Origin of the sequence: Novosphingobium resinovorum (assembly GCF_027922145.1) — a bacterium.
GTDB classification, from domain to species: Bacteria; Pseudomonadota; Alphaproteobacteria; order Sphingomonadales; family Sphingomonadaceae; genus Novosphingobium; species Novosphingobium resinovorum.
In genome coordinates this window covers 127,941-146,333 of record NZ_BSFC01000003.1, presented here as the reverse complement: position 1 = coordinate 146,333, position 18,393 = coordinate 127,941, and the positions used below count along the sequence as shown (strand labels likewise).

The following is an 18,393-nucleotide window of genomic DNA, read 5'->3' as shown; positions in this document are numbered from 1 at the left end:
CCAACGTGAGGTACTGGCCGATAATTGCACAACTCGGGCTTGGATTTCGCAACTGCGGAACGCATAAGGCGCATCGAATGCTTACCAGGAGATGCGTTGTATGAGCGAAGCGGTATGGAACAAGCTGCAGGGCCTCGACAAACCCACCTTGAAGCAGCTTTTCGATGCCGATTCCGGCCGTCTGGATGCTTTCGCGACGCGCTTCGAACTGGGTGAGGAGGAGAACTCCACCGGAATCCTGTTCGACTGGTCGAAGACGCACCTCGACGCCGCGCATGTCGCCGCCTTCGAGGAACTGGCGCAGGCGCAGGACTTCGCGGGCCGCCGTGCGGCGCTGTTCGCGGGCGAGATCGTCAACCCGACTGAAGGCCGCGCCGCCGAGCACACCGCCCAGCGCGGCGTCGGCAGCGAGGCGAGCGTCCAGCTTGCAGCCGAGAACCATCACCGCATGGCCGCGATCGTCGAGGCCATCCATCGCGGCGCCATGGGCGAGGTGAAGCACCTGATCCATGTCGGCATCGGCGGTTCGGCGCTCGGTCCGGCGCTCGCGATCGACGCGCTGGCGCGTGAAGGCGCGATGGTGGACGTGCATGTCGTGTCCAACATCGACGGCTGCGCGCTGGAGCAGGCCTTTGCCAAGTGCGATCCGGCCACCACGATGCTCGCGGTCGCCTCCAAGACCTTCACCACCATCGAGACGATGACCAACGCCGACAGCGTGCTGATCTGGCTGCGCGAGAACGGCGTCGAGGATGCCTATGGCCGCGTCGTCGCGCTGACCGCCGCGCCGGAAAAGGCGATGGAGTGGGGCGTGGACGAAACCCGCATCCTGCCGTTCTCCGAGAGCGTGGGCGGGCGTTATTCGCTGTGGTCGTCGATCGGCTTCCCCGTCGCCATGGCTCTGGGCTGGCCGGACTTCGCCGAGTTTCTCGACGGTGCCGCCGCGATGGACGTGCATTTCCGCGATACCGACGGGCTGGCGAATCTGCCGCTGCGTGCCGCATTCGCCGATCAGTACTACACCCGCCTGCGTGGCTGCCAGACCCGCGCGGTCTTCGCCTATGACGAGCGCATGGCGCTGCTGCCCGACTATCTTCAGCAGCTGGAGATGGAATCGAACGGCAAGCGCGTAACTTTCGACGGCAAGCCGGTCGATGGCTCCACCGCGCCGATCACGTGGGGCGGGGTGGGCACCGATGCGCAGCACGCGGTATTCCAGCTGCTTCATCAGGGCACCAACCTGGTGCCGGTGGACTTCATCGCCTCGATCGCGCCCGGGCACGACCTTGCCTTCGATCACCATCGCATCCTGCTGTCGAACTGCTTCGCGCAGGGTGCCGCGCTGATGGCGGGCAAGGCGAGCGAGGATCCGGCGCGTGCCTATCCGGGCGACCGCCCCTCGGCGACAATCCTGGTGGATGACCTGACGCCCGCCACCTTCGGCGCCCTTGTGGCGTTTCATGAGCACCGGACTTTCGCCAACGCGGTGTTGCTGGGGATCAACCCGTTCGACCAGTTCGGCGTGGAACTCGGCAAGGAGATCGCCAAGCAGATCGAGCAGGGTGGCGTGGAGTTCGATCCTTCGACCACCGCGCTGCTGGCGCTGGCGGGCATCGCCTGAAAATAATACGCCGGGACGACCGTTAGGTCGCCCCGGCGCCCTGCAAGGGTAGGATGGCGCGCCGTCAGGCGCGGTGTTCGAGGCCCTCGGCCCAATCGGCATGAGCAGGCAGGGCGGATCCCGGCGAGGATGCGCCGATCTCGATCAACTGCGAGAGCAGGCGCTTGCCGTCCTCCCAGCTGCCGAGGCCGGAATCTGCATTGATATGCCCGCTGTTCCCGGCGTCGACGAACGTGCTGCCCCAGCGCCGCGCCAGGCTCTTGGATGTCTCGAAGCCCATCCACGGATCGTTGTGGCTCGCCACCAGCAGCGAAGGGAAGGGCAGCGCATCGGCAGGCGTCGGCGCGAAGCCGGTCACCCGTTCGTCGCGCGGAAAAAAGTCGACTTCCGGCGGCGCGACCAGCATCGCGCCGATCACCGGGGCGGACCAGCTCGGCTGCTCGAACTTGGACCACCACGCGGTCAGGATGCAACCGAGGCTGTGGGCGACGATCACCACGGGCCGTCCCGCGCGGTGCACGGCCAGGTTCAAACGGTTGATCCAAGTGTTGCGGTGGGGGTTGTCCCAGGTGCCCAGCTCCACCAGCTGGGCATTGTCGAACTCTTCCGCCCAGCGCCGCTGCCAGTGGCGCGGTCCGCTGCCGTCGAGGCCGGGGACGAGAAGGATCAGCGGTTCCTGCTTTTCGGATTCGCTCTGAAGCGAATGACTTTGAAGAGAACGGGGCATCGGCGATCTCCCTTGTGCTATGGGCTCGAATGTAAACTCAACTGATAAAGTTGACAATGCGTTCCGAGGTCAAAGCGGCAGGAAGAAATTCTTGAGCGCCGGATGGAAATGCGCGCCGAGTGTGCTGGCAATCACCCAGCCCATGTCCCATATGCCCCGCGACCAAAGGAGCTTCACCGCATGTCTGACCAAGGCGCCGACTACGACTACGACCTCTTCACCATCGGCGCCGGTTCGGGCGGCGTGCGCGCAAGCCGCGTTGCGGCTGCCTACGGCGCGCGCGTGGCGGTGGCCGAAGAGTACCGGGTCGGCGGAACCTGCGTGATCCGGGGCTGCGTGCCCAAGAAGATGCTCGTCTACGCCGCGCACTTCGCCGAAGACCTTGAGGACGCGCGCCACTTCGGCTGGGACGTGGGCGAGCCGAAGTTCGACTGGAAGACCCTGCGCGACAACGTGCTGGGCGACGTCGATCGCCTCAACGGCCTCTACACGCAGACGCTCGACAACAATAAGGTCGAGATATTCCACCAGCGCGCGACGATCACCGGCCCGCACGAGATTACGCTGGCGAACGGCGAGAAGAAGACCGCGAAGCATATCCTGATCGCCACCGGCGCGCGGCCGCATGTGCCGGAATGCCCGGGGCATACGCATGGCATCACCTCCAACGAAGCGTTCCATCTCGACGCGATCCCGAAGCGCGTGCTGATCGCGGGCGCGGGCTATATCGCGAACGAGTTCGCGGGCATCTTCCACCAGTTCGGCGCCCATGTGACGCTTATCAACCGCTCGGACCAGATCCTGCGCGGCTATGACGAAAGCGTGCGCGACCGCCTGCTCCAGATTTCGCTCGCGAAGGGCATGGAGTTCCGTTTCAACGCGAACTTCGAGAAGATCGTGAAGCAGGAGGACGGTTCGCTGGTCGTCCACATGAGCAATCACGAGCCGCTCGAAGTCGACCTCGTCCTGTTCGCCACCGGGCGCGTGCCCAATATCGAAGGCCTCGGCCTCGATGACGTCGGCGTGAAGCTGAACGCAAAGGGCGCCATCGCGGTGGACGAGAACGCGCGTACCAGCGTCCCGAGCATCTATGCCGTGGGCGACGTGACCGACCGCGTGCAGCTCACCCCCGTCGCCATCCGCGAGGGGCAGGCCTTCGCCGACCGCGTGTTCGGCGGCAAGGAGGCCAGCGTGGACTATTCGTGCATTGCCTCGGCAGTGTTCAGCCACCCGCCGCTCGCGGGCGTGGGCCTGACCGAAGCGCAGGCGACCGAGCAGTTCGGCACCTGCAAGGTCTACACCAGCGACTTCCGCTCGATGAAGAACGTGCTGGCGCAGCGCAACGAACGCTCGCTCTACAAGATGATCTGCCATGCCGAGACGGACAAGGTTCTGGGCATCCACATGATCGGCGCGGACACGCCGGAACTGATCCAGGTCGCGGCGATCGCGGTGAAGGCGGGGCTGACCAAGGCCGATTTCGACGCCACCGTGGCGGTTCACCCGACTATGTCGGAAGAACTGGTGCTGATGAAGTAAGGGGGGCGAAACCCTCTTTCGCCATTGCTTCGCTGCGCTCGCAATGGCGGGTGGGTGGGTTCGGTCATATCGCCTGACGGATAGATCGCAGACCCACCCCGGATAAGTTTAACCGGTCGATTAAAAACAGTTGACCAGAGGCCTTTCCCGGTCTTACGCGGATGCAGCAATTGACGCTGCATGCGCCGAGGCAAGGGAATCCGGATGTCCGCAAATATCGCCGAAATGGAGAAGCGCCGCTCCGCCGCAAAGCTGGGTGGTGGTCAGAAGCGCATCGACGCGCAGCATGCCAAGGGCAAGCTGACCGCGCGCGAACGCCTCGACGTGCTGCTCGACGAAGGCAGCTTCGAGGAGATGGACCTCTACGTCGAGCATGACTGCGTCGACTTCGGCATGCAGGACCAGAAGATCCCCGGCGACGGCGTGGTCACCGGTTCGGGCACCATCAACGGCCGCCTCGTCTACGTGTTCAGCCAGGACTTCACGGTGTTCGGCGGCTCGCTCTCGGCCCGCCACGCGCAGAAGATCTGCAAGGTGATGGACGCCGCGCTGAAAGTGGGCGCGCCGGTCATCGGCCTCAACGATTCCGGCGGCGCGCGCATTCAGGAAGGCGTCGCCTCGCTCGGCGGCTATGCCGACGTGTTCCAGCGTAACGTGCTGGCATCGGGCGTGGTGCCGCAGCTCTCGCTCATCATGGGCCCCTGTGCGGGCGGCGCGGTGTACTCGCCGGCGATGACCGACTTCATCTTCATGGTGAAGGACAGCTCGTACATGTTCGTCACCGGCCCCGAAGTGGTGAAGACCGTCACCAACGAAGTCGTCACGCAGGAAGAACTGGGCGGCGCGATCACGCACTCCAGCAAGACTTCGGTGTCCGACCTCGCGCTGGAGAACGACATCGAGGCGCTGCTGGCGGCCCGCGATTTCTTCGACTTCCTGCCTTCGTCCAACCGCGACGGCGTGCCGGAACGTCCCTCGGCCGATGCATGGGATCGTCTAGAACCCAGTCTCGACACGATCATCCCGCCTTCGGCCAACCAGCCGTATGACATGCACGAAGTCATCCGCAAGACGGTGGACGAGGGCGAGTTCTTCGAACTCCAGCCGCTCCACGCGGGCAACATCATCATCGGGTTCGGCCGGGTCGAGGGCAAGACCGTGGGCATCGTCGCCAACCAGCCGATGGTGCTGGCGGGCGTGCTCGACATCAACTCGTCGAAGAAGGCGGCGCGGTTCGTGCGCTTCTGCGATGCGTTCAGCATTCCGCTTATCACCTTCGTCGACGTTCCGGGCTTCCTGCCCGGCACCGACCAGGAGCACAACGGCATCATCAAGCACGGCGCCAAGCTGCTGTTCGCCTATGCCGAGGCGACCGTGCCCAAGATCACCGTCATTACCCGCAAGGCCTATGGCGGCGCCTACGACGTCATGAGTTCCAAGCACTTGCGCGGCGACCTCAACTACGCCTGGCCCACTGCGGAAATCGCGGTGATGGGCGCCAAGGGCGCGGTGGAGATCATCTTCCGCGGTCAGGATGCAGACGGCATCGCCGCCAAGACCAAGGAATACGAGGACCGCTTCGCCAATCCCTTCGTGGCGGCGAGCCGGGGCTACATCGACGAGGTCATCTATCCGCACTCGACCCGCCGCCGCATCGCGCTCGGCCTGCGCAAGCTGCGGAACAAGGAACTCGAGAATCCCTGGAAGAAGCACGACAACATCCCGCTGTGATGCGCGGCAGGTGGCCTTTTTGAGAGTACACTGACCGGATGCGAAGGCCGAATACGGCGCCCGGTCGAAGGATAAGGGATTGGAAGTCAGGTCATGGAAGAAGTCTACATCGTCAGCGGCGTGCGCACGGCAGTCGGCGATTTCGGCGGTTCGCTGAAGTCGTTCATGCCTTCGGACCTCGGCGGCCTCGTCGCTACCGAAGCGCTTGCCCGCGCCGGGATCGAGGCGGACGCGGTGGAGCATGTGGTCATCGGCCAAGTCATGCCCACCAGCGCGCGCGACCAGATGCTGGCCCGCGTGATCGGCATCAATGCCGGCATCCCGCTCGCCACTCCGGCGCTGACGCTGAACCGCCTGTGCGGCTCGGGCGTGCAGGCGATCGTCTCGGCCGCGCAGATGATGAAGCTGGGCGAGGCCTCGGTGACGCTGGCGGGCGGCGCCGAAGTCATGTCGAACGTGCCCTACCATGACCACGGCGTGCGCTGGGGCAGGAAGATGGGCGCCAACACGCAGGAAGACGCGCTGACGCTCGGCCTGTCGGACGCCATCGGCGGCTACCACATGGGCATCACGGCGGAAAATGTGGCGGAGCGCCACTGCGTCAGCCGCGAGGACATGGACGCGCTCGCCGCGACCAGCCACGCCCGCGCCGCGCATGCCATCGCCGAGGGCCGCTTCAAGGAGCAGATCCTGCCCGTCGAGGTGAAGACCCGCAAGGGCGTTACCGTCTTCGACACCGATGAGCACGTGAAGGCCGACACCACTGTAGAAGTGCTGGGCAAGATGCGCCCGGCCTTCAAGAAGGACGGCACGGTCACGGCGGGCAATGCCAGCGGCATCAACGACGGTGCCGCCGCCGTGGTGCTCGCCACGGGTGCTGAAGTCGAGAAGCGCGGCCTCAAGCCGCTCGCGCGTATCGTCGCCTGGGGCCACGCGGGCGTCGAGCCGGAATACATGGGCGAAGGCCCGATCAAGGCCGTTCCGATCGCGCTGAAGCGCGCCGGGCTGAGCCTCGACCAGATGGACGTGATCGAGAGCAACGAGGCGTTCGCCGCGCAGGCCGCCGCCGTCGCCAAGGTGCTCGGCTTCGATCCGGCGAAGGTCAATCCCAACGGTTCGGGCGTCTCGATCGGTCACCCCGTCGGTGCGACGGGAACCATGCTCACCATCAAGGCCATGTACGAGTTGAAGCGCATCGGCGGGAAGTACGGCCTCGTCACCATGTGCATCGGCGGCGGGCAGGGCATCGCCATGGTCATCGAGAACGTAGGATAACTGCCATGAAGCTCGGCCGCCTCAACCACATTGGCGTCGCCACGCCCGATCTCGACGCCTCGATCGCGTTCTACAAGGACGTGATGGGCGCTACCGACGTGACCGAGCCGTTCGTGCTCGAAAGCCAGCAGGTGCGCGTCTGCTTCGTGAACACGCCGGGCGAGGGCGGCACTGCGGGCACGCAGATCGAGCTGCTCCAGCCCACCTCGCCGGATTCGGCGGTGGGCAAGTGGCTGGAGAAGAACCCGCTCGGGGGGCAGCACCACATCTGTTATGAAGTGCCCGATATCCACGCTGCCAAGGTGTGGTTCGAGGGCCTCGGCAAGCGCGTGCTGGGTGAGCCGCGCATGGGCGCACACGGGACGCTGATCTTCTTCGTCCACCCCAAGGACATGGGCGGCCAGCTCACCGAGATCATGGAAACGCCCAAGGGCGACCACCACTAATTCGACCCGAAGACCCGGCCCTGCGGCCGGGCGATCCGAGGAATAGCGAACATGGCTGACATCAACGACTGGCAGGCAGCGGCAACCAAGGAAGTCAAGGGCAAGGACCTGACCTGGGACACGCCCGAGGGCATCGCGGTCAAGCCGCTCTACACCGCCGAGGACGTGACCGTCGATCCGGGCCTTCCGGGCTTCGCGCCCTTCACGCGCGGCGTGCGCGCCTCGATGTATGCGGGCCGGCCCTGGACCATCCGCCAGTACGCGGGCTTCTCCACCGCCGAGGAATCGAACGCCTTCTACCGACGCAACCTCGCGGCGGGCCAGAAGGGCCTTTCGGTCGCCTTCGACCTCGCGACTCACCGTGGCTATGACTCCGACCACCCGCGCGTGGTGGGCGATGTCGGCAAGGCGGGCGTGGCGATCGACTCGGTCGAGGACATGAAGATCCTGTTCGACGGCATCCCGCTCGACAAGATGTCGGTCTCGATGACGATGAACGGCGCGGTGATCCCGATCCTGGCATTTTTCATCGTCGCCGGTGAAGAGCAGGGCGTCGATCGCAAGCTGCTCGACGGGACCATCCAGAACGACATCCTCAAGGAGTTCATGGTCCGCAACACCTACATCTACCCGCCCGAGCCGAGCATGCGGATCATCTCGGACATCTTCGGCTACACCAGCCGCGAGATGCCCAAGTTCAACTCGATCTCGATTTCCGGCTACCACATGCAGGAAGCCGGCGCGACGCAGGTGCAGGAACTGGCCTTCACCATCGCCGACGGCGCCGAATATGTGAAATACGGCGTCGCCTCGGGCCTCGACATCGACAAGTTCGCAGGGAGGCTGTCGTTCTTCTTCGCCATCGGCATGAACTTCTTCATGGAAGTGGCCAAGTTGCGCGCCGCGCGCGTGCTGTGGCACCGCGTGATGACCGATCTGGGGGCCAAGGATGAGCGTTCGAAGATGCTGCGCACCCACTGCCAGACCTCGGGCGTGTCGCTGCAGGAGCAGGACCCCTACAACAACGTGATCCGCACCACGATCGAGGCGATGGCCTCGATGCTGGGCGGTACCCAGTCGCTGCACACCAACGCGCTGGACGAGGCGATCGCGCTGCCGACCGACTTCTCGGCGCGCATCGCCCGCAATACCCAGATCATCATCCAGGAGGAGACCGGCATGTGCAATGTCGTCGATCCGCTGGGTGGCTCGTACTACATCGAATCGCTGACGCAGAGCCTCGTCGATCAGGCCTGGGAGATCATCGAGCGCGTCCAGTCCGAAGGCGGTATGGCCAAGGCCGTTGCGGCCGGCTGGCCCAAGGCGATGATCGAGACCGCCGCCGCCTCCCGCCAGGCGCGCGTGGACCGGGGTGACGACGTGATCGTCGGCGTCAACAAGTACCGCCTCGCCGCCGAGGACGCGATCGAGACGCTCGACATCGACAACGCCAAGGTTCGCGAAGGTCAGATCGCCCGCATCAACAAGATGAAGGCGGAGCGCGACGAAGCCGTGTGCCAGGCCGCGCTCAAGGCGCTGGCCGATGGCGCCGCCGCGCCCGCCAGCATCGAGAACAACCTTCTCGCCCTTGCGGTCGAAGCGGCCCGCGCCCGCGCGACCCTCGGCGAAATCTCCTCCGCGATGGAGGAGAGCTTCGAGCGCTACGGCACCCAGCCGACCCCGGTGAAGGGTGTCTACGGCGCGCCTTACGAGGGCGACAGCCGCTGGCAGCAGGTGCTGGACGGCGTTCAGGCGGTGGAGCGCCGCCTTGGCCGCAAGCCCAAGCTGCTCGTCGCCAAGATGGGCCAGGACGGGCACGATCGCGGCGCCAACATCATCGCCTCGGCCTTTGGCGACATGGGCTTCGAGGTCGTCTCCGGCCCGCTGTTCCAGACGCCCGAGGAAACCGTGGTGCTGGCCTTGCAGAACGAAGTCGATGTCGTCGGTGCCTCCAGCCTCGCGGCTGGTCACAAGACGCTGATCCCCGAACTGATCCAGCAGCTGCGCGATGCCGGGCGCAGCGACGTCAAGGTGATCGCAGGCGGGGTGATCCCGGCGAAGGACTACGAATACCTGCGCAATGCCGGCGTTCAGGGCATCTACGGCCCCGGCTCGAACGTGGTCGAATGCGCCGCCGACGTGCTGCGCCTGCTCGGCCATAACATGCCGCCGGCCGGCTCCGAACTGCAGGCGGCCGAGTAAGGGGATGCTGGATCAGCACGGCATCGCGTTCTATGACAGGGCTTTGGCCCCGAGCCGCGCGCGTGCCGCCTGAGGAATGACTATGACCCAAACCCCCGCCTTCGCCCCCCGCACCGACTGGACCCGTGAGGAAATCGCGGCGCTGTTCGACCTGCCGTTCACTGAGCTGGTCTTCCGCGCCGCCGAAGTTCACCGCGCCAGCCACAAAGCGGACGAAGTGCAGCTTTCCACGCTGCTCTCGATCAAGACCGGCGGGTGCGTGGAGGATTGCGGCTACTGCTCGCAGTCGGTTTCGGCCAACAGCGGCGTCAAGGCGACCAAGCTGATGGAGGTACAGCAGGTTCTCCAGCGCGCGGCGCAGGCGGCGGACCAAGGCTCCACCCGCTTCTGCATGGGCGCGGCCTGGCGCAACCCCAAAGACCGCGACATGCCCGCCATCATCGAGATGGTGAAGGGCGTGCGCGCAATGGGCATGGAAACCTGCATGACGCTGGGCATGCTGACGCCAAGCCAAGCCGACATGCTGAGCGACGCGGGCCTCGATTATTACAACCACAACATCGACACTTCGCCCGAGCGCTACGATCAGGTCATCACCACGCGCACGATGGAAGACCGCCTCGATACGCTGTCGAACGTGCGCATGGCGGGCATCAACGTATGCTCGGGCGGCATCGTCGGCATGGGCGAGACGCGCGCGGACCGCGTGGGCTTCGTCCACACGCTCGCCACCTTGCCCGAGCACCCGCAGTCGGTACCGGTCAATGCGCTGGTGCCGGTCAAGGGCACCGTGCTGGGCGACATGCTGGCCGACACGCCGCTTGCCAAGATCGACGACGTGGAGTTCGTGCGCACCGTGGCGGTCGCACGCATTACCATGCCGGGCTCGATGGTGCGCCTCTCGGCGGGCCGCGAGTCGATGTCGGAGATGACGCAAGCGATGTGCTTCATGGCCGGCGCCAACTCGATCTTCACCGGCGACAAGCTGCTGACCGCGCCCAATGCGGGCGACGACAACGATCTGGCGATGTTCGCCCGCCTCGGCCTCAAGCCGATGGCCATCGAACTGACGCCCGCGCAAGTCGAAGCCCAGCGCATGCCCAAGGGCTGCGCCAAGCTGGAAGCGGCCGAGTGATGAAACGGGCGGGATCAATGCTGCTGGCGTTGTCCTGCCTCCTTTGCGTGCCGGGCGTTGCGGTTGCCGAAGCGCCTGCATCCACTCCGATCACGATCGGACAAACGCACCTCGTTGCCTTTGCCGACGGTGACCAGCGACAGGTCAACGTCTATCTGCCCGAAGGCTACGCGGAGGGGACCAAGCGCTATCCGGTGCTGTATCTCATCGATGGCGGCCTTTCGCAGGACTTCCTGCATGTTGCCGGGACGAGCGCGCTCAACGCGATCTGGGGCCGCTCGCTGCCGGTGATCGTCGTCGGCATCGAAAGCAAGGACCGCCGCGCCGAACTGATCGGCAGCGTGGGCAATGCCGCGCAGCACAAGCAGTACCCGACCGCTGGACAATCCACACGGTTCCGAGCCTTCCTGCGCGACACGGTCAAGCCGCTGATCGAGGCGGATTATCGCACCGATGGCGACGATGGCGTGATCGGTGAATCGCTCGCCGGTCTGTTCATCGTCGAGACGTGGCTGCGTGAACCCGGCCTGTTCCACCGTTACGCGGCCATCGACGCGAGCCTGTGGTGGGATGACGCGGGCCTCGCGAAAGCGGCCGCAGGCCTGATCGCGACGTCTCCCCGGACCGCTCCGCTGTACCTGACATATTCGAACGAAGGTCAGGAAACCGCTCAGGCCGCGCAGCGCGTCGCCGCAGCGGGCGGCTTGCTGGTCTGCCTCTCGCCGCGTGAGGATCTGACCCACGCTACGGCCTATCACGTCCTCTCGCCGCAGGCGCTGCAGTTCCTGTTTCCGACCGCCAACAAACAAGACCCCGAATGGGGCTTCGAGGTGCCATGTTCAAAAAAATCCTGATCGCAAACCGGGGCGAGATCGCCTGCCGCGTCATCAAGACGGCGCGCCGCATGGGTATCGCCACGGTCGCCGTCTATTCCGACGCCGACGCCCGCGCGCCGTTCGTGCAGATGGCGGATGAGGCTGTGCACATCGGCCCCGCGCCGGCCGCGCAGTCCTACCTGATTGCCGACAAGATCATCGCCGCCGCCAAGCAGACCGGCGCCGGCGCCGTGCACCCCGGCTACGGCTTCCTGTCCGAGCGCACCTCGTTCGCAGAGGCGCTGGCGGCAGAGGGCATCGAGTTCATCGGCCCTCCTGTCGGCGCGATCGCGGCGATGGGCGACAAGATCGAGTCCAAGAAGCTCGCCAAGGCCGCCGGCGTCAACGTCGTCCCCGGCTTCGTCGGCGAGATCGAGGATACCGAGCACGCCGTGCGCATCTCGGCCGAGATCGGCTACCCGGTGATGATGAAGGCCAGCGCGGGCGGCGGCGGCAAGGGCATGCGCCTCGCCTACAACGAAAACGACGTGCGCGAAGGCTTCGAGGCCACCAAGCGCGAGGGCCTGAACTCGTTCGGCGACGACCGCGTCTTCATCGAGAAGTTCATCCTCAACCCGCGCCACATCGAGATCCAGATCCTCGGCGACAAGCACGGCAACATCCTCTACCTGAACGAGCGCGAATGCTCGATCCAGCGCCGCCACCAGAAGGTGGTCGAGGAAGCGCCGTCGCCCTTCGTCACCCCGGCGATGCGCAAGGCCATGGGCGAGCAGTGCGTCGCCCTGTCGCGCGCGGTCGGCTATTATTCGGCGGGCACGGTGGAACTGATCGTCTCGGGCGCGGACCCGACGGGCGAGAGCTTCTACTTCCTCGAAATGAACACCCGCCTGCAGGTGGAGCACCCCGTCACCGAAGCGATCACCGGCGTCGACCTGGTCGAGCAGATGATCCGCGTTGCGGCAGGCGAGAAGCTGGAACTGACCCAGGACGATGTGAAGATCGACGGCTGGGCCATCGAAAACCGCGTCTACGCCGAAGATCCCTATCGGGGCTTCCTGCCCTCGACGGGCCGCCTCGTGCGCTACAATCCGCCGGTCGAAGGCTGGACGGATGACGGCGAAGAGAATGGCCGCCGCGGCGTGGACGGCATCCGCGTGGACGACGGCGTCTACGAAGGCGGCGAAGTCTCGATGTTCTACGACCCGATGATCGCAAAGCTGATCACCTGGGGCGAGACACGCGACGAGGCGGCGGACAAGCAGATCGCCGCGCTCGACGCCTTCGAGATCGAGGGCCTTGGCCACAACATCGACTTCGTCTCGGCGATCATGCAGCATCCGCGCTTCCGTTCGGGCGAACTGACCACCGGGTTCATCGCCGAGGAATATCCCGAAGGCTTCCACGGCGCACCTGCGTCGGACGAGCTGAAGGTGCAGCTGGCCGCCGTCGCCGCCTTCGTCGCCACCGCGCGCGCCGATCGTTCGCGCCGGGTCGAAGGCCAGCTTGGCGGGCCGCTCGATCCTCCGGGCGAGTGGACCGTGACCATCGACGGCGATGTCTTCGCGGTCGAACTCGACGAAGACCTGCTGACGGTCAATGGCGAGGAAGTCGAGCTGGAGCTGGAATACACCCCGGGCGACCGCTTCGTGGATGCCGAGGTCGATGGCGAGGATCTGACGCTCAAGCTGGACGTCACCCGCACCGGCTTCCGGATGACCACGCGCGGTGCGATCCACAAGGTCGATTGCCTGCCCGCGCACATCGCTGGTTACACGCAGCACATGATCGAGAAGATCCCGCCGGACCTCTCGAAGTACCTGATCTGCCCGATGCCGGGCCTCCTCGTTTCGCTGAGCGTAGGCGAGGGCGACAAGGTCGAGGCAGGGCAACCGCTGGCAGTGGTCGAGGCCATGAAGATGGAAAACATCCTGCGCGCCGAGAAGTCGGGCACGGTGAAGTCCGTCAACGCCAAGGCGGGGGAAAGCCTTGCGGTGGATGCGATCATCCTCGAGATGGAGTGACATGCATCTCGATCACGACCCCGCCGCGCCTCCGGGCGAGACCATAGGCTTCGACGACTTCCTCAAGGTGGACATCCGCATCGGCACCATCGTCGCTGCGGATGTCTACGAGGGGGCACGGAAACCCAGTTACAAGCTGCGGATCGATTTCGGTCCCGGCATCGGCGAGAAGAAGAGCGTGGGCCAGGTAGCGGCGCTCTATTCTCCCGAGGAACTGACCGGGCGACAGGTGGCGGCGGTCGTGAACTTTCCCGTCCGCCAGATCGGCAAGGCGCTGTCCGAAGTGCTGACGCTCGGCTTCGCGGACGAGGAGGGGCGGGTGACGCTGTTCTCGCCCGACAAGCGCGTGCCCGATGGATCGCGGCTGTTCTGATGGCGGGTCTGGGAGATATGCTTGTCGGGGTGGAGCCACTGGAAGGCGGTTTCGCGCTGGAAATCACCGAGGACTGGCTGCAGGGGCGTACCGCCTACGGAGGACTGACTTCGGCGATCGCACTGGCGGTGGCAAAAGGCGTTTCCGACGATCTGCCGCCGCTGCGCTCCGGTCAGCTTTCGATGGTCGGCCCCTTGGCCGGGCGCATCGAGGCTCGCGCGAAAGTGCTGCGGCAGGGGCGCAATGCAACCTGGGTTTCCGCCGAACTGACCGGTGAGGCCGGCGTGGGCTTTACCGCCGCCTTCGTCTTCATGCGCCCGATCGAGAGCGTGCTGTCGATCGATCACTATCCGCTGCCGGACGGCGTCATTCCGCTCGGCGATGCGAAGCCGGTGCCGATGGATCATGCGCCGGCTTTCCTGCGCAATCACTTCGAGGCGCGCTTCGCCATGCCGAAGACCGCGCTGGGCGAGGCGGACCTCGCCTGGTGGGTGCGGCCGCGCGAGCGGGGGGCCCTCGATACCGAAGTAGAGTGCCTGCTGTGCGGGGACGTACTGCCGGTGGCGGTCTGGCCGCTGCTGGGCTTCAAGGTTCCGATTTCCTCGATGCAATGGCACGTCAACATGCTGGACGCGAAGCCCTCGGCGGATGGCTGGTGGATGATCCGCTCGACCAGCCTGCATGCCGCACATGGCGGGGCGAGCGAGCACATCATGCAGTGGAACGCGGATGGTGTTCCGGCTGTTGCGGGCATGCAGTCGGTGGCCGTGTTCGGCTGAGCACTCAGCGGCCGCGCATGCCTTTGATGAAGGCGTAACTGCCGCCGCTGAACACCACCAGGGCAAGGGTAAAGCCAATCCCGGCGCCCCATTTCGCACCTTCGGCTCCCCAGAGAAAACCACCTGCCGCGAGGCCCAGAAGCGGCAGGACGATCAGCAGCAGGCAGCCGATGACGGGCATCAGGGGGTGCCCATCAATCGCTTTGCAAACAACAGCTTGAATAGCCCGAACCCGATTAGTGCGACGGCGGCCGAAGCCATGTGCAGCAGCCAGAACGTCGTCGTCGGCATTGTCGAGAACAGCGTGCCGATCTTGCCCACGGCCAGGTTCGCGCCGAAGAACGCAAGGTAGTAGATCCCCACGATCGAGGCGTTCAGCGCGCGCGGGGCAAGGCGGGTGAACAGCGCGAGGCTCACCGGCAGCAGGTGCGCGAAGCCGATCGAGTTCACCAAGTGAAACATCACGGGCCAGAATAGACCAATCTTTCCGGTACCTTGCGTCGCCGCAGCCATATAGAGGCACGCCGCGCCGCCGACGATGAACGCGCAGCCCAGGATCATCTTGCCCAGTTCGTCCGGCTCATTGCCGGTGCGCTTGCCGACGAAGGCCCAGAACGCGGCGACGGCCACCAGCATCGAGAAGCTGAGGGTGGCGTCAATGGTAATCATCCAGCTCGTCGGCAGCGTCTCACCCATGAAGCTGAGCTGGAACTGCTGATCGGCCCAGACGAGATAAGCGTTGAAAATCTGCTGGTTGGTCAGGAGCGAGATGCCCATGATCGGCACCAGTACCAGTACGGCCAGCAGACGCGGGCCGTCGCCCTTTTCGAACGTGGCGCGGGGCTCGGAGGACTTGGCGGCCTTGCTGTCGGCGGGCAGCCAGGGCTTTGCGTAGATGTATAAAAGCAGGCCGAGCACCATGACCACGCCGGCGCAGCCGAAGCCCCAGTGCCAGCCGACTTTCTCACCCAGCGTGCCGGAAATCAGCGGAGCCACGATTACCGAGACATTGATAAATATGTAGAAAATCTGGAACGCCATCGCGCGGCGGATGTCGCCGGGCTTGTAGAGTTCGCCGACCTGGCTGGCGATGTTGCCCTTGAACAGGCCGACGCCGACCACCAGCGATATCAGCGCCAGCAGGAAGGCGCTCTCGAACGCCATCAGGAAATGGCCGAGCGACATGACCACGCCGCCCGCGATCAGCGCGGCGCGGCGGCCCAGCAACAGGTCTGCCAGGATGCCGCCGAGGATCGGGGTCAGATAGACTAAAGCCGTGTAAAGGCCGAATATTTCGGAAGCCAGCGGCTGTCCGGACAGGCCCGGAAACACGTGCGTTGTGACCCAGTCCAACCCGATCACGCCCTCCTGCCGCCCCGGGACCAGCAGGTACTTGACCATGTAGAGCGTCAGCAGCGTCTGCATCGAATAGTAGGAAAACCGCTCGCAGCCCTCGACCAGGCCGAGTAGGCCTAACCCCTTGGGATGGCCCAGGAAAGCGCGGTCTTCTCGCGCCGCTTCTTCGGGGAAGTCGAGGTTGGGCGTCGCTTCGGGTGCGGTCATGTCTGTCCCGTAATTATCTTGTGCATCGGCGTAATCGCCGTTCCTGCGCGAGCAATGTCATGTCGATGTAACAGGGTCAAACCTGAATGCGTGGCTAATGAAAAGGCGGCAGGCCGATCGACCTGCCGCCTTCCGCAACGCCCCGGGGGATTCGCACGGGGCGTCTTGGCCCCCCGGCCAGCGTGACAAACGCCTACTCCGTTGAAAGAGCGTGCAAATATATAACGTTCGCGAGCCCGTCGCGATCCGGGCTTCGTCGCTGCACGGCCACGAAGCGGCGCACAAACACGGCGTTTTGCACGGTGCACTCAACGGCACCCAGCGGCACTCAAACATGCCACAAGGCGCCAAGAGGTGCGTGTAGCGATGAAATGGCAGTGACTTACCACAGCCATCGTTGAAAAGACGGTGCTCAGAGCACTGCGATCAGCGCGCAAGTTCCTCGTCGAGGAACGCCGACACGTCTTCCAGCGAGACCTGCTTGTCGAGGTAGGTCTGGCCGATGCCCTTCATCAGCAGGAAGGGCAGGGTGCCCGCATCCATCTTCTTGTCATGGAGCATGTGCTGCACGAGAGCGGCACCGTCGCAGTCCAGCCCGAGCGCCTTGAGGCTGGCAGGCAGGCCGATCTCGCCGATATGCTGCGCGACATGTTCGGCGCTCGCCTGCGGCATCAGCCCGCGCCTTGCCGAGTAACGTGCCGCCAGCACCATGCCCAGCGCGACGCCCTCGCCGTGGAGCAGGCGGTCGCCGAAGCCGGTCTCGGCCTCCAGCGCGTGGCCGAAAGTGTGGCCGAGGTTGAGCAGGGCGCGGCGGCCGGTGGTCTCGAACTCGTCCTCGGCGACGATGCGCGCCTTGGCCGCGACCGAATGCGCCACCGCATATTCGCGAAGCGCGCTGTCGCCCGCCAGCATCGCGGCGGCATTGCCGTCGCACCAGGCGAAGAAGTCGGCGTCGTCGATCAGCCCGTACTTCACGACTTCGGCATAGCCCGCGCGCAAGTCCCGCTCGGGCAGGGTCTCCAGCGCCGAAAGGTCGGCCAGCACCAGCGAGGGCTGGTGGAACGCGCCGACGAGGTTCTTGCCGGCCGGCGTGTTGATCGCGGTCTTGCCGCCGACGCTCGAATCGACCTGGGCCAGCAGCGTGGTGGGCACCTGGATGAAGTGGCACCCGCGCTTCAGCACCGAGGCGCAGAAGCCGGTGAGGTCGCCGATCACGCCGCCGCCCAGCGCGATGATGTGATCGCCGCGCTCCACTTCGAGGCCCAGCAGCCAGTTCACCGTGGCGGCCAGTTCCTCCCACGACTTGGTCGCTTCGCCTGCCGGAAGGATGCGCCAGTGCGGTTCGTGGCCGTTGTCGCGCAGGGACTTTTCCACCACGTCGCCCCAGGCCGCGTGGACGTTGGCGTCGGTGACGATCGGCACGCCGCGCTTGCGCAGCTTGCCCCGGCAGTTGGGGGCGAGTTCCGCGAGCAGCCCGGCGCCGACGCGCACTTCGTAAGGGCGACCGGCGATATCGACGGGGATCACAGCCATTGGGAAATTCCCTGAAGTACCTTGTTGATCGTCTGGACGTGCGGGCCTGCGCTGCTCAGCACGTGGATGGGCGCCTGGCAATAATGCTGCGCCCGTTCCTCGCGCAGGCGGCCGAGAATTTCGCGCGGGTTGCCGCCGCGCAGCAGCGGGCGGTTCTCCTTTCGCGCAGTGCGCTCGACGAGGGTATCGACCTCGCTGTCGAGCCAGATCGTGATCGCCTTGTCGAGGATCAGCGCGCGGGTTTCGGCATTGACGAAGGCGCCGCCGCCGGTGGCGATGACGATGCGCTGCCGTCTGGTCTCGCTGTCCGTGATCAGGCGGGAAATCACCCGGCGTTCGCCATCGCGGAAATAGTCCTCGCCATAAGCGTCGAAGATTTCCGGGATGCTCATCTGCGCGGAGCGTTCGATCTCGTCGTCGGCATCGACGAAGGGGCAATCGAGCAGGTTCGCAAGCCGCTTGCCGACACTGGACTTGCCCACGCCCATCATACCGACAAGCACGATGGGCCGGTCGATACGGCGGGCGAGCGCTGCAATTTCCTGCGCGGAAAACCGGGTTTGTTGAACGTCCATTGCCCGATCGCCTATAGTTGCGCTAGGTCGCAGCGCA

16 protein-coding genes are annotated in these 18,393 nt (G+C 65.3%); 11 read left to right on the top strand and 5 right to left on the bottom strand.

The features are described 5' to 3' along the window. The first annotated feature begins 100 nt into the window (after window positions 1–100). Window positions 101–1,621, top strand: a complete 1,521-nt coding sequence (pgi, locus tag PKE80_RS02170) for a glucose-6-phosphate isomerase (protein WP_271181087.1) — start codon at window positions 101–103, stop codon at window positions 1,619–1,621. 64 nt (window positions 1,622–1,685) lie between these two features. Here pgi and PKE80_RS02165 read toward each other — a convergent pair whose 3' ends face one another. After that, window positions 1,686–2,348, bottom strand: a complete 663-nt coding sequence (locus PKE80_RS02165) for an RBBP9/YdeN family alpha/beta hydrolase (protein ID WP_271181086.1) — start codon at window positions 2,346–2,348, stop codon at window positions 1,686–1,688. A 180-nt stretch (window positions 2,349–2,528) separates the two neighbouring features. Here PKE80_RS02165 and gor point away from each other — a divergent pair, with 180 nt between their 5' ends. From gor to PKE80_RS02115, 10 genes are all read left to right on the top strand, one after another. Next, window positions 2,529–3,887: a glutathione-disulfide reductase gene (gene gor, locus PKE80_RS02160; RefSeq protein WP_271181085.1), complete on the top strand. Its 1,359-nt coding sequence runs from the start codon at window positions 2,529–2,531 to the stop codon at window positions 3,885–3,887. 204 nt (window positions 3,888–4,091) lie between these two features. Continuing rightward, the gene (locus tag PKE80_RS02155) at window positions 4,092–5,618 is read left to right on the top strand and encodes an acyl-CoA carboxylase subunit beta (protein WP_271181084.1); all 1,527 of its coding nucleotides are present in this window, start codon (window positions 4,092–4,094) and stop codon (window positions 5,616–5,618) included. 93 nt (window positions 5,619–5,711) lie between these two features. Further along, window positions 5,712–6,893 (top strand): beta-ketothiolase BktB, encoded by a 1,182-nt coding sequence (bktB, locus tag PKE80_RS02150; protein WP_271181083.1) that lies wholly within the window; start codon window positions 5,712–5,714, stop codon window positions 6,891–6,893. A gap of 5 nt (window positions 6,894–6,898) precedes the next feature. Next, window positions 6,899–7,339 (top strand): methylmalonyl-CoA epimerase, encoded by a 441-nt coding sequence (gene mce, locus PKE80_RS02145; protein ID WP_271181082.1) that lies wholly within the window; start codon window positions 6,899–6,901, stop codon window positions 7,337–7,339. Window positions 7,340–7,390: 51 nt separating this feature from the next. Beyond that, window positions 7,391–9,541: a methylmalonyl-CoA mutase gene (gene scpA / locus PKE80_RS02140; RefSeq protein WP_271181081.1), complete on the top strand. Its 2,151-nt coding sequence runs from the start codon at window positions 7,391–7,393 to the stop codon at window positions 9,539–9,541. An 82-nt stretch (window positions 9,542–9,623) separates the two neighbouring features. Then, window positions 9,624–10,676 (top strand): biotin synthase BioB, encoded by a 1,053-nt coding sequence (gene bioB, locus PKE80_RS02135; RefSeq protein WP_370424707.1) that lies wholly within the window; start codon window positions 9,624–9,626, stop codon window positions 10,674–10,676. Continuing rightward, complete coding sequence (locus tag PKE80_RS02130) at window positions 10,676–11,530, top strand: alpha/beta hydrolase (RefSeq protein ID WP_271181079.1); 855 nt, start codon at window positions 10,676–10,678, stop codon at window positions 11,528–11,530. The genes bioB and PKE80_RS02130 overlap by 1 nt, the downstream gene beginning before the upstream one ends. After that, window positions 11,512–13,533 (top strand): acetyl-CoA carboxylase biotin carboxylase subunit, encoded by a 2,022-nt coding sequence (locus tag PKE80_RS02125; RefSeq protein ID WP_271181078.1) that lies wholly within the window; start codon window positions 11,512–11,514, stop codon window positions 13,531–13,533. Before PKE80_RS02130 ends, PKE80_RS02125 begins: the two co-directional genes overlap by 19 nt. 1 nt (window position 13,534) lies before the next feature. Beyond that, window positions 13,535–13,906 carry a tRNA-binding protein gene (locus PKE80_RS02120; protein ID WP_271181077.1) on the top strand — a complete coding sequence of 124 codons (372 nt, stop codon included), beginning with the start codon at window positions 13,535–13,537 and terminating at the stop codon, window positions 13,904–13,906. Continuing rightward, window positions 13,906–14,685: a thioesterase family protein gene (locus PKE80_RS02115; RefSeq protein WP_271181076.1), complete on the top strand. Its 780-nt coding sequence runs from the start codon at window positions 13,906–13,908 to the stop codon at window positions 14,683–14,685. The genes PKE80_RS02120 and PKE80_RS02115 overlap by 1 nt, the downstream gene beginning before the upstream one ends. 4 nt (window positions 14,686–14,689) lie before the next feature. Here PKE80_RS02115 and PKE80_RS02110 read toward each other — a convergent pair whose 3' ends face one another. The 4 genes from PKE80_RS02110 to PKE80_RS02095 all read right to left on the bottom strand — a co-directional run bounded on the left by PKE80_RS02110 (window position 14,690) and on the right by PKE80_RS02095 (window position 18,356). Further along, entirely contained in the window at window positions 14,690–14,866 is a 177-nt protein-coding gene (locus PKE80_RS02110; RefSeq protein ID WP_271181075.1) for a hypothetical protein, read from the bottom strand. Beyond that, on the bottom strand, window positions 14,866–16,248 hold the full coding sequence (locus PKE80_RS02105) for a peptide MFS transporter (RefSeq protein WP_271181074.1): 1,383 nt from the start codon (window positions 16,246–16,248) through the stop codon (window positions 14,866–14,868). The genes PKE80_RS02110 and PKE80_RS02105 overlap by 1 nt, the downstream gene beginning before the upstream one ends. A 426-nt stretch (window positions 16,249–16,674) precedes the next feature. Continuing rightward, complete coding sequence (aroB, locus tag PKE80_RS02100) at window positions 16,675–17,781, bottom strand: 3-dehydroquinate synthase (protein WP_271181073.1); 1,107 nt, start codon at window positions 17,779–17,781, stop codon at window positions 16,675–16,677. Then, on the bottom strand, window positions 17,772–18,356 hold the full coding sequence (locus tag PKE80_RS02095) for a shikimate kinase (protein WP_069707589.1): 585 nt from the start codon (window positions 18,354–18,356) through the stop codon (window positions 17,772–17,774). The genes aroB and PKE80_RS02095 overlap by 10 nt, the downstream gene beginning before the upstream one ends. Window positions 18,357–18,393 lie beyond the last annotated feature (37 nt).